The 11,833-nt window shown below is 67.0% G+C and carries 10 protein-coding genes; 4 read left to right on the top strand and 6 right to left on the bottom strand.

Translation table 11 applies throughout. The annotated features are described in order from the left end of the window. Window positions 1–2: 2 nt before the first annotated feature. From VG543_RS17145 to VG543_RS17130, 4 genes are all read right to left on the bottom strand, one after another. Window positions 3–1,373, bottom strand: coding sequence for a pyridoxal-phosphate dependent enzyme (locus VG543_RS17145; RefSeq protein WP_021202680.1), 1,371 nt, complete (start codon window positions 1,371–1,373; stop codon window positions 3–5). Between the two features lie 301 nt (window positions 1,374–1,674). Further along, complete coding sequence (locus tag VG543_RS17140) at window positions 1,675–1,911, bottom strand: YdcH family protein (protein WP_005407964.1); 237 nt, start codon at window positions 1,909–1,911, stop codon at window positions 1,675–1,677. A 324-nt stretch (window positions 1,912–2,235) separates the two neighbouring features. Continuing rightward, a complete protein-coding gene (locus tag VG543_RS17135) occupies window positions 2,236–3,120 on the bottom strand; it encodes a hypothetical protein (RefSeq protein WP_423179015.1) in 885 nt (294 codons plus the stop codon). After that, on the bottom strand, window positions 3,117–3,482 hold the full coding sequence (locus tag VG543_RS17130) for a DUF4398 domain-containing protein (RefSeq protein WP_019660954.1): 366 nt from the start codon (window positions 3,480–3,482) through the stop codon (window positions 3,117–3,119). The genes VG543_RS17135 and VG543_RS17130 overlap by 4 nt, the downstream gene beginning before the upstream one ends. Before the next feature lie 121 nt (window positions 3,483–3,603). Between VG543_RS17130 and VG543_RS17125 the strand changes: the two genes are divergently transcribed. The 3 genes from VG543_RS17125 (at window position 3,604) to VG543_RS17115 (ending at window position 7,620) form a co-directional block, all read left to right on the top strand. Continuing rightward, entirely contained in the window at window positions 3,604–4,731 is a 1,128-nt protein-coding gene (locus VG543_RS17125; RefSeq protein WP_014035879.1) for a PilT/PilU family type 4a pilus ATPase, read from the top strand. Window positions 4,732–4,859: 128 nt separating this feature from the next. Continuing rightward, entirely contained in the window at window positions 4,860–6,143 is a 1,284-nt protein-coding gene (locus VG543_RS17120; RefSeq protein WP_423179014.1) for a putative DNA modification/repair radical SAM protein, read from the top strand. Further along, window positions 6,124–7,620 (top strand): UdgX family uracil-DNA binding protein, encoded by a 1,497-nt coding sequence (locus tag VG543_RS17115; RefSeq protein WP_423179013.1) that lies wholly within the window; start codon window positions 6,124–6,126, stop codon window positions 7,618–7,620. The genes VG543_RS17120 and VG543_RS17115 overlap by 20 nt, the downstream gene beginning before the upstream one ends. Before the next feature lie 33 nt (window positions 7,621–7,653). Here VG543_RS17115 and maiA read toward each other — a convergent pair whose 3' ends face one another. Both maiA and VG543_RS17105 read right to left on the bottom strand, forming a co-directional pair. Then, window positions 7,654–8,322, bottom strand: a complete 669-nt coding sequence (maiA, locus tag VG543_RS17110; protein WP_312543432.1) for a maleylacetoacetate isomerase — start codon at window positions 8,320–8,322, stop codon at window positions 7,654–7,656. Window positions 8,323–8,336: 14 nt separating this feature from the next. Continuing rightward, complete coding sequence (locus VG543_RS17105) at window positions 8,337–9,326, bottom strand: fumarylacetoacetate hydrolase family protein (RefSeq protein ID WP_423179012.1); 990 nt, start codon at window positions 9,324–9,326, stop codon at window positions 8,337–8,339. Window positions 9,327–10,236: 910 nt separating this feature from the next. Between VG543_RS17105 and VG543_RS17100 the strand changes: the two genes are divergently transcribed. After that, on the top strand, window positions 10,237–11,649 hold the full coding sequence (locus VG543_RS17100) for a DEAD/DEAH box helicase (RefSeq protein WP_019660948.1): 1,413 nt from the start codon (window positions 10,237–10,239) through the stop codon (window positions 11,647–11,649). Window positions 11,650–11,833: the final 184 nt, after the last annotated feature.

Here is an 11,833-nt window from a genome sequence, read left to right as displayed (position 1 = left end):
GCTTACTGCACGCGACGGCGCAGATAGTTCAGCAGGTCGATACGGGTGATCAGGCCCAGGAAAGCATCGCCGTCCATCACGATCGCCACCTGGCCGCGGTCGAACACCGGCAGCAGGGCCTCGATCGGCGACTTCACGTCCAGCCGGTCCAGCTTGCTGACCATCGCCGTGGCAACCGTGTCGCGGAAGCGCGCTTCGTCGCCATAGACATGCAGCAAGACGTCGCTTTCATCGACGATGCCGACCAGCTGGTCACCGTCCATCACCGGCAGCTGCGACACGTCATACAGCTTCATGCGCTGGTAGGCGGTGGTCAGCAGGTCGTTCGGGCCAATAACGACAGTGTCGCGCTGGCCGTACGGACGCAGGATCAAGTCGCGCAGGTCGCCGTGCTGCGGGCGCTGCAGGAAGCCGTTGTCCAGCATCCAGTAGTCGTTGTACATCTTCGACAGGTACTTGTTGCCGGTATCGCAGACCAGTACGAGCACCTTCTTCGGCGTGGTCTGCTCCTTGCAGTACTTCAGCGCTGCGGCCAGCAGGGTGCCGGTGGACGAACCGCCCAGGATGCCTTCCTTGCCCAGCAGCTCGCGCGCGGTGTGGAAGCTCTCGGCGTCGCTGATTGCATAGGCTTTCTTGACACGGCTGAAATCGGAGATCGACGGCAGGAAGTCCTCGCCGATGCCCTCCACCAGCCAGCTGCCCGACTTGTCGTTGAGCACGCCGTCGTTGATGTATTCGGCCAGGATCGAGCCGACCGGATCGGCCAGCACCAGCTCGGTCTTGGGCGACAGCTTGGCGAACGCGCGCGACAGGCCGGTCATGGTGCCGGAGCTGCCGCAGCCGAACACGATGGCGTCGAGGTCACCCCCCATCTGCTCCAGGATCTCCGGGCCGGTACCGAATTCGTGCGCTGCCGGATTGTCCGGGTTGCCGAACTGGTTGATGAAGTAGGCGCCCGGGGTCTGCTCGGCGATGGTCTTGGCCAGGTCCTGGTAGTACTCCGGATGGCCCTTGGCCACGTCCGAGCGGGTCAGGCGGACTTCGGCGCCCATCGCCTTCAGGTTGAAGATCTTCTCGCGGCTCATCTTGTCGGGAACGACGAGGATCAGCTTGTAGCCCTTCTGCTGTGCCACCAGCGCCAGGCCCAGGCCGGTGTTGCCGGCGGTACCTTCAACCAGGGTCGCGCCCGGCTTCAGGTCGCCACGCTGCTCCGCCGCCTCGATCATCGACAGGCCGATGCGATCCTTGATCGATCCGCCCGGGTTGGCGCTCTCCAGCTTCAGGTAGAGCTCGCAGACGCCGGTGTCCAGGCGCTGGGCCTTGACGATCGGGGTCTGGCCGATGAGTTCGAGGACGGAAGAATGAATGGGCATTCGGAGGACTTTCGATTCGCGCCGCGCAGGGCCGGACCGATGATTATCCGTCGGATGGCGATGAATGTCAGGTCGTTGCGCCGCGGGGCCGGAAGCCCGCAAAAAAGGGATGCGGACGGCCCCGGATCGACGAGGAGACCGGTGCCGCCCGCATCGGTGAGTTGTGCCTGAAGGCCAAGGCACCACCGCCTGTGGTGCCTTGGCGCGGCCGCCTCATCGGCGCGGCCGCGATGCCAGGGCAGGAGCCCCCGGCAGGGCCATCGATGGCCGGGTCACGCCGTTCCGGGCGCGACGATGTGCGTCAAAGCGTGGGGGACGTCGTTGGGAGCGGTGTTTCGTACATTCGCAGAAGACGTTGCTTGGCCAGCAGCTTCTCGCGCTTCATGCGACCCAGGGTGACATCATCGATCGGGAGTACACCCAACTCCGCGTCCATGCACTTCTTGTTCAACTTGCGGTGCTGGTCATGGAGTGCCCTGAACTCCGGATCACGCGCGCGACGTGCGTCGATCTCGCTCTGGGGCTGATCTTCAAACATGATGGACCTCCTTCGACAGATACACGAACGCCCCGGCCGAAAGGCACGGGGCGTTGTTCATGGAGGAGCGCCGGTCGATGGCCACCTGGACGCCTGCAACGACCTGCGGCACTGGCCTGCGCACGTCGATCTGCTGCGGTTCGCGCCCTGCTTGCATCGGCCCGGCCCTCCCATCGTCCGGTCCGCGGCATTGCGTCCCGGACGATTGACCCTACGCCTGCTCAAGGCGGGGTACAAGACCCCTGCGTCAAAAAGACCGAACCCCGCCGGGGCGGGGTTCAGGCTGAATGCTCATCACAACGAAAAACAAACAATATCAATGCATTACGGGGCAATGATGACCTCGGCCGAGCGCGCCCGTGTGGACGCAGCCTTCTTGCCGCTGACCTGGATGCGGTTGCTGGCGACACCACCCGCGACCAGGGCGTCGCGCAGCGCTTCGGCACGCTTCTGGCCCACGCCGTTGGCACTGTCGTAGGCCTCGATGCGCAGGCGGCCCTTCTTGCCGATGTTCAGGTACTCGGCCAGGGCCTTGGCCTGATTGCGGGCCCCACTGGACAGGCTTGACGCGCCGACGGCGAATGCGTCACCAGCGAAGGTGAAAACTTCGCCACGGCCATCGAACTTCGAGCCCGGCAGTTTCTGCCCGGACACCAGTTCGGCTTCCTCGCGGGCCAGCTTGGCGGCGTTCTGCTGTGCGGCGCTCAGACGCTGCTGCTGCTTGCCGGCCACGCTGGTCAGGGCGTTCTCGGCGTCCTGGCGGGCCAGGGTCTCGGCTTCGGCGGCCTGGCGCAACCGTTCGGCCTCCTCGGCCTGCATCTGCGCCTGCATGCGCAGCTGCTCGGCTTCCTGGCGGGCACGGGCCGCATCGCGGCGGCTGGCCTCGATCAGCAGGTCGCTGCGGGTCCGATCCAGGCGGTCCACCTCGCGCGCGGCCAGTGCGGTGCGCACGGCGGTCTCGGCGATCTCGACCCGGCGCTCGGCCAGGTAGGTGGCCAGCTCCTGATCGCGGCGCTTGGCCTTGTCCAGGGTGGCGATGGCCTGCTGGGCCTGCATGCGCTCGAATGCGCCCAGCTCAGCGGTATCCGGGTTGGCCTGGATGGCCATCAGGCGCTGGCTCAGCTGCGCCACCATCGGGTTGTCGGCGGCCACGGCCAGGGTCGGCAGCGCCAGCAGCGCGGCCAGGGTTGCGGCGGTCATCGGCTTCACCGGCGGTCCTCCCCGGTCGACAGCTGGCGTTGCAGCTGGTTGACCTCGTTGCGGCGCAGCTGCAGCTGCGCGCTGACGGTGGCTTCCTCGCTGCGGACGCGGGCCAGGTCGGCATCGGCGGCGGCGCGCAGGGCCATTGCCGGCGCATTCTTGCGCTCGCGGCGGTCGCCTGCGGCGCGCTGGGCCTGCTCCAGCCCCTGCCGGGCCAGCCCGATCAGGTCCGGGGCGTACTGGTCGGCATCGGCCTGGGTGGCCTTGTCGACCGCCTGCCGGGCCTGCGCCAGTTCCAGGGCGGCGTCCTGCGCCCAGGCGGGGGCAGACAGTGCGAATGCAAACGCCATCACATACAGGCCATGGCGCATTCGTGCGAAGCTAAGTCGTTTCATTGGGGAGGCCGTACCGGTTGTCGGTTCACGGCCATTGTCGTCAAGCCGACACCGTGCTGGCAACGGGCGTCGGCCGTTTCGTTGGGGAAAATTCGCAATGGATATCGGCTACTTCCTGAAGCTGATGACCGAAAAGAACGCTTCGGACATGTTTTTGACCACCGGGGCGCCGGTCTACATCAAGATCGAGGGGAAGCTCTATCCGCTGGGCAACACCGGCCTGCCGCCGGGCATGGTGAAGAAGATTGCCTACTCGCTGATGGACGAGGGCCAGGTGCCGCAGTTCGAGCGCGAACTCGAGCTCAACATGGCCATCGCCCTGCCCGACGCCGGGCGCTTCCGCGTCAACGTGTTCAAGCAGCGGGGTGAGGTCGGCATGGTCATCCGCGCCATCCGCAGCCGCATCCCGAGCATCGAGGAGCTGAACCTTCCGCAGGTGCTGAAGGACGTTATCATGACCCCGCGCGGGCTGGTGCTGGTGGTGGGGTCCACCGGCTCCGGCAAGTCCACCTCGCTGGCGTCGATGATCGACCACCGCAACAGCACCACCACCGGTCACATCCTCACCATCGAGGACCCGATCGAGTACCTGCACAAGCACAAGATGTCGATCGTCAACCAGCGCGAGGTCGGCCTGGACACCCATGCCTTCCACAACGCGCTGAAGAACGCGATGCGTGAAGCGCCGGACGTGATCCTGATCGGCGAGATCCTGGATGCGGAAACGATGGAGGCGGCGATCGCCTTCGCCGAGACCGGCCACCTGTGCCTGGCCACCCTGCACTCCAACAACGCCGACCAGACCATCGAGCGCATCCTCAACTTCTTCCCGGAAAGCGCGCACAAGAACGTGCTGATGAACCTGGCGCTGAACCTGCGCGCGGTGATCAGCCAGCGCCTGGTGAAGAACAAGGAGGGCCGACGCCTGCCGGCCACCGAGGTGCTGATCAACACGCCGATGATCCGCGACCTGCTGCGCCGCGGCCAGGTGCACGAAATCAAGGCGGCGATGGAAGCCTCGCTGGAGGAAGGCATGGAGAGCTTTGACCAGTGCCTGTTCCGGCTGGCCAAGGCCGGCATCATCGAGCAGGAAGAAGCGCTGCGCGCGGCCGACTCGCGCGATGGCCTGGCCCTGAAGTTCCGCCTGTCCGAGGGCAGCAGCGGCGAGCACGACCCGTACGCCGATTTCTCGGCCGGCGCGCCGAGCATCACCCACGGCTTCTGACCGCACGAAAAAAGGACGGAGGGGATCAAGTCGTTTGTACACGTGCGACTTGATGCCCTCCGTCCCTTTTCCTGAAGAATTCAGGGGCGGTCTCATCCAATGAGACCGCTCATCCGTAGGTTTCCTCGATGGAAACCATCCGCAAGCTGGCCATTCTGGCCGATGCCGCCAAATACGATGCCTCCTGCGCCTCCAGCGGCTCGGGCAAGCGCGATTCGCGCGCCAGCGGCGGCATCGGCAGCACCGAGGGCATGGGCATCTGCCACAGCTATACGCCCGACGGCCGCTGCGTTTCATTGCTGAAGATCCTGCTGACCAACTTCTGCATCTACGACTGCGCCTACTGCGTGAACCGGGTCTCCAGCAACGTGGCCCGCGCGCGTTTCAGCGTGGACGAGGTGGTCACGCTCACCCTAGACTTCTACAAGCGCAACTACATCGAGGGCCTGTTCCTGTCCAGCGGCATCATCCGCAATGCGGACTACACCATGGAACAGATGGTGGAAGTAGCCCGGCAACTGCGCGAAGAGCACCGCTACGCCGGCTACATCCACCTCAAGACCATTCCCGAGGCCTCGCCGGAACTGCTGGCCAGTGCCGGGCGCTATGCCGACCGCCTGTCCATCAACGTGGAACTGCCGACCGAAGCCGGCCTGAGCGCCTTGGCGCCGGAGAAGACGGTTCATTCCATCCGTGGCGCGATGGGCGAACTGCGTTGGCGCATCGAGGAAGCCAAGGAGGCGCGCAAGGCCCCCGCAGCGGTGGCGCCGACGGCCAGCCGCAGCGCACGCCCGCGCCCTCCCCGTTTCGCCCCGGCCGGGCAGAGCACGCAGATGATCGTCGGCGCGGACGGGGCCAACGACCAGCAGATCCTGGCCAGCGCCGACAGCCTGTACGGCAGTTACCGGATGCGCCGGGTCTACTACTCCGCGTTCAGCCCGATTCCGGACGCCAGCCGGCAGCTGCCACTGCAGCCGCCACCGCTGCAGCGCGAACATCGCCTTTACCAGGCTGACTGGCTGCTGCGCTTCTACGGCTACGGCGTGGATGAGATTACCGATACCACCCAGGACGGCATGCTCGACCTGGATATCGACCCGAAGATGGCCTGGGCGATCCGCCACCCCGAGCGCTTTCCGGTCGATCTGAACCGGGCACCGAAGGAAATGCTGCTGCGCGTGCCCGGCCTGGGCGTGCGCAACGTCAAGCGCGTGCTGATGGCGCGCCGCCACGGGCGGCTGCGCGTGGCCGACATCGCGCGCCTGAAAGCACCGATGAGCAAGCTGCTGCCGTTCGTGCTGCTGGCCGACCATCACCCGCGCAAAGCACTGGATGATCCGGCGGCGCTGCGCGCGCAGCTGGCCCCGCCGCCGCGCCAGGGTTCGCTGTTCGATGCCCCGTCTGCGGCCTGACGCGCAGCGCTGGTCGCTGCGGGTGGATCCGCCATGGTCGCTGCAGGCCTGGCGCGATGCTGCGCGCGAAGCGTTGCTGCGCGGCGTTGCCCCGCCGCAGCTGGACTGGCTGGAAGGGAGCGAAACGTCGCTGCTGGATGCGCCGGCCGTGCAGCAGGCGCCGATGCTTGCCGAGGCCGGTGCACCCAACGTTCCACGTGACTTCCTGGAGCTGGCGGCCACCTGCCTGTGCCATCGCGATCCCCAGCGCCTGGCCTTGCTGTATCGCCTGCTGTGGCGCATCACCCATGACGAACGCTCGGTGCTGTCAAACCCCGCCGATGCCGATGTGCTGCGCGCAACGGCTCTGGCACAGGCGGTCCGCCGTGACACGCACAAGATGAAGGCATTCGTGCGCTTCCGCGAGGTGCCTGGCCAGCCTGATGCGTTCATCGCCTGGTTCGAGCCACAGCACCACATCGTCGACCGGGTCGCGCCCTTCTTCGCGCGCCGCTTCACCGGCATGCGCTGGGCCATCCTCACGCCTTCGCGCAGCGTCGCCTGGGATGGGCAGGCGCTTGCCTTCGGCCCCGGTGCACGGCGCGAAGATGCCCCGGCCGAGGATGCACGCGAGTCGCTGTGGCAGACCTACTACGCCAGCATCTTCAATCCGGCCCGGCTCAACACGCGGATGATGATGCAGGAAATGCCGGCCAAGTACTGGCGCCATCTGCCTGAAGCACAGTTGCTGCCACGCCTGGTGCGCGATGCGGCCGACCGCGTGCAGGAGATGCATGACCGGCCGGCGCAGGCGCCGCAACGCAGGATTCGCCCACGTGCGAACGCTGCGGCGCCGGCAACCGATGCCAGCAGTCTGGACAATCTGCGCGGACAGGCCAGCGCCTGCCGCCAGTGCCCGTTGTGGGAGCAGGCCACGCAGACCGTGTTCGGCCAGGGGCCGGCAGGGGCCGAGGTGATGCTGGTCGGAGAACAACCCGGCGACACCGAGGATCTGCGCGGGCAGCCGTTCGCAGGACCCGCCGGCCAGGTGCTGGACCGCGCACTGGCGGAGCTGGGAATCGATCGCGCCCAGCTGTACCTCACCAACGCGGTGAAGCACTTCCACCATGAGCGGCGCGGCAAGGTGCGGCTGCACAAGCGACCGGAAAGCCGCCACATCCAGGCCTGCCGCCCCTGGCTGATGGGCGAGATCGCGCGTGTGCGGCCCCAGGTGATTGTATGCCTGGGCGCGACAGCGGCAGCCTCGGTATTCGGTCGTGACTTCGACCTCTCACGCGACCGCGGACGCTGGCACACCCTCGAAGATGGCACGCGCGGCTACGCCACGGTGCACCCGGCGTGGGTGTTGCGGCAGACCGACGATGCACGCCGCGAGGCCGGCTATCGGCTGTTCCGGGAAGACCTTCGGCAGATGTTGCGAGGGGATGGGGCATCCGCCGGGCATGGCCCGGCGCTACCACGGACCGGGGACCGGTAGCGCCGGGCCGCGCCCGGCGAGCGAAGCGGCCCGTCAGGCGGCGTCGAGCTGGTTCTCCGGGCGCGCGCGATCAAAGGCATCCAGCGCCTGGCAGGCCGCTTCAATCCGGCGCAACGTTGGATACGGCGCCAGGTCCAGACCGAAGCGGTGCGCGTTGTAGAGCTGCGGCAGCAGGCAGATATCGGCCAGGCCGGGACGGTCGCCGTGGCAGAAGGTGCCGGTGTCGCGGCTGTTGGCCAACAGCGTTTCCATCGCCGCAAAGCCCTCGGCGATCCAGTGCAGCGTCCACTGCGTGCGTGCGTCGGTGGGCACCTGCAGCGTGCGCTCCAGGTACTGCATCACCCGCAGGTTGTTGATCGGGTGGATATCACAGGCCACCAACTGGGCCAGCGCCCGCACCCGCGCACGGCCGGCGGCGTCGGCCGGCAGCAGCGGTACCTGTGGAAAGCGCTCGTCCAGGTATTCGAGGATCGCCAGCGACTGGGTCAGCACATGCCCCTCATGCAGCAGCGTCGGCACCTGCTGCTGCGGATTGAGCGCGCGATAGGCATCCCGGTGCTGCTCGCCACCGTCGCGCACCAGATGCACCGGCCGCGCCTCCCAGGCCAGGCCCTTCAGCTCCAGGCCGATGCGCACGCGGTAGGCGGCGCTGGATCGCCAGTAGGTGTACAGCACGATGCCGTCGTCGACCGGAATGTCCATGGCCGCCTCCATGCTCAGGGCTTGGCCGCCTGTTCGATGCGCTGCTCGATCGCACCGAAGATGCTGTTGCCGGCAGCATCAAGCATCTCGATGCGGACCACGTCGCCGAAGGACATGAACGGCGTGCTCGGCTTGCCGTCGCGCAGGGTTTCCACCACGCGCTGCTCGGCCAAGCACGAGGCGCCCTTGCTGGTGTCTTCGTTGGCGATGGTGCCCGAACCGACAATGGTGCCGGCACCCAGCGGACGGGTCTTGGCCGCATGCGCGACCAGCTGGGCGAAGTTGAACTGCATGTCCACGCCCGCCTCCGGCGCACCGAACCACTGGCCGTTGATGTGGGTCAGCAGCGGCAGGTGCACCTTGCTGTCCTGCCACGCAGCACCCAGCTCATCGGGGGTGACGAACACCGGCGACAGCGCCGAACGCGGCTTGGACTGCAGGAAGCCGAAGCCCTTGGCCAGCTCGCCCGGGATCAGGTTGCGCAGCGAGACATCGTTGACCAGGCCGACCAGCTGGATGTGGCTGGCGGCCTGTTCCGGGGTGGCTGCCATCGGCACGTCGTCGGTGATCACCACGATCTCCGCTTCCAGGTCGATGCCGTAGTCCTCGCTGACCACCTTGACCGCATCGCGCGGGCCGTAGAAGCCCGCACTGGTGGCCTGGTACATCAGCGGGTCGGTGTAGAAGCTCTCGGGCACCTCGGCACCGCGGGCGCGGCGCACGCGCTCGACGTGCGGCAGGTAGGCGCTGCCATCGACGAACTCATAGGCACGCGGCATCGGTGCGGCCAGCGCCTGCGGATCGAGGTCGAACACGCCATCGGCGTCGCCAGCGTTGAGCGATTCGTACAGGGCGTTCAGGCGCGGCGCGATGTGGCTCCAGTCCTCCAGGGCCTGCTGCAGGGTGGCGGCAATGCCGGTGGCGCGCACGCCGTGGCGCAGGTCACGCGAGACGACGATAAGGGTGCCGTCGCGGCCGCCTTCCTTCAAGGAACCAAGCTTCATGGTGGGTGTCCGGAGTCGTGGGCAAACAAGTTTCAAGTGTAATCAAATCTGCGGCGGCGCCAAGCTGCAGCGCGGCATCGGTCCACCCTACCGTAGTGGGGGCTTCGGCAGGGCTTGCAGCCCTGCACCTGCTCAATGCAACGGCAACGGCAACGGCAACAGCTGGCTTTCCGTGGGTTGCCGGGGAGGTGTCGGATTGCGGGGTCGCCGCAAGTACGTCCCTGTAGGCTTGGCCGCGGCATCCATGCCGCGGACACCCCGCAATCCGACACCGCCCGCCCTCGACACATTCCGGCGACTGCTGGTGGATGTCGACCTTGGTCGACACATTGGTCAGATATCGAATGGAATTCCGGGGGACAGATCCGTTTTCCAAAGGAAAGCGGATCTGACACCAAGAGACGTCCCAGCAGCTCGCGGGAAACTGTCGAAGGCGGGGTGGGCCCGGTGGCGGGAGTGTCCGCGGCATGGATGCCGCGGCCAAGCCCCGGGGGTCACTTCAGGGACGGGTTTACGGCGTCTCCCGCCACCGGACCCACCCCGCCATCCCTCAGGAAACCCGCTTTTGACGTTGACGTCGCTTTGGCCTCTGCGGGTGCAGGGCGCAGCCCTGCAGAGAGAACCCCTTACCTGAACAGGCCTTTTTGCGCGAGGTCTCAGCCATCGGTTAGACTAGACAGGTCTGCAGCGGCCGTCCGTTTCCCTCCGGGACCGCCGGCGACCAGGGTCCGCCCTCTTCGCCCGCCCCCACTCCGACGCCGTTCGTCACGCATTCCAGCCGGCGCTTCGTGCCGGCTGCACCCAACTTCTCGCAGCGCGGTTCACGGGAACGCTCCGAGTCAGCCGATCACTTTGATCTGCCCCCGTCTGTCCGTTCGGACAGGCGTTTCTTGTACCTGGAGCAATCTCAATGTCTTTTGAATCGCTGGGCCTGGCGCCCTTCCTGCTGCGTGCGCTTGCCGAGCAGGGCTACGAAAATCCGACCCCGATCCAGCAGCAGGCGATCCCGCTGGCGCTGGCCGGTCGCGACCTGCTGGCCGGCGCACAGACCGGTACCGGCAAAACTGCCGCGTTCGGCCTGCCGTTGCTGCAGCACCTGGGCACCGCCTCGCAGGAAGTGCGTGCCGGCCCGCGCAAGCCGCGTGCGCTGATCCTGGCCCCGACCCGCGAACTGGCCACCCAGGTGCATGACAGTCTGCGCGGCTACAGCAAGTACCTGCGTATCCCCAGCGCCTGCATCTACGGCGGTGTCGGCATGGGCAACCAGCTGGACATCCTGCGCCGTGGCGTGGACCTGCTGGTGGCCTGCCCGGGCCGCCTGATCGACCACCTGGAGCGTCGCAGCGTCGACCTGTCCGGCATTGAACTGCTGGTGCTGGACGAAGCCGACCGCATGCTCGACATGGGCTTCCTGCCGTCGATCAAGCGCATCCTGGCCAAGCTGCCGAAGCAGAACCGCCAGACCCTGCTGTTCTCGGCCACCTTCGAGGACAACATCCGCCAGCTGGCGCTGGAGTTCATGCGCAACCCGGAACAGATCCAGGTGACGCCGAAGAACACCGTGGCCGAAACCATCACCCACCGCGTGCACCCGGTCGATGCCGGCCGCAAGCGCGACCTGCTGCTGCACCTGCTGGCGCAGGACAGCCGCGAGCAGACCCTGGTGTTCGCCCGTACCAAGCACGGCAGCGACAAACTGGCCACGTTCCTGGAAAAGTCGGGCATCAAGACTGCGGCGATCCATGGCAACAAGAGCCAGGGCCAGCGCCTGCGTGCGCTGGGCGACTTCAAGGCCGGCCGCGTGACCGTGCTGGTGGCCACCGACATCGCCGCGCGCGGCATCGACATCAACGAGCTGCCGAAGGTGATCAACTTCGACCTGCCGATGGTGGCCGAGGACTACGTGCACCGCATCGGTCGTACCGGCCGCAACGGCGCGACCGGCCAGGCGATTTCGCTGGTGGCGCAGGATGAAGTGAAGCTGCTGCGCGCGATCGTGCGCCTGCTGGGCCGCGACATGGACATCCGCGATGTACCGGGCTTCGAACTGCAGGTTCCGATCCGCTGGGGCAACAGTGCGCCGGGCAAGGCCGAGCACGATACCGGTGAGCGCGCACCGCGCAAGAGCCACGCGCGCCGTCCGCACGGTGATGCGCCGCGCCATGCGCATGCCGGCCCGAAGAAGGCCGGCGGTGGCCGCCGCGAAGGCGGTGGAAATGGCCAGCAGCGTGCAGGTGCCGGCCAGGGCCAGCGCCGTGGCGGTGGTGGCAATGGTGGCGGCCGTGGTCGTGGCCAGGGTGGCGGCGGTGGTCGCGCTGGCTGATCCCAGCTGACATGGAGGGTGCTTCCCGCTGCGCGGGGGGCTATCGAAGGACGGCGCTGACGCGCCGTCCTTTTTTGTTGTTGGCTACCGTGAGTAGAAGCCGGCGGTGTGCTGCGCTGAGGGCGGATGGGCGTGGGGCCAGCGCAAAACACGCCGTAAACCCATCCATGGGGGCTCGGTCGGC

The organism is Stenotrophomonas sp. CASM101 (assembly GCF_049384845.1).
Taxonomy (GTDB): domain Bacteria; phylum Pseudomonadota; class Gammaproteobacteria; order Xanthomonadales; family Xanthomonadaceae; genus Stenotrophomonas; species Stenotrophomonas hibiscicola.
This window is presented reverse-complemented; position numbering and strand designations above follow the sequence as displayed.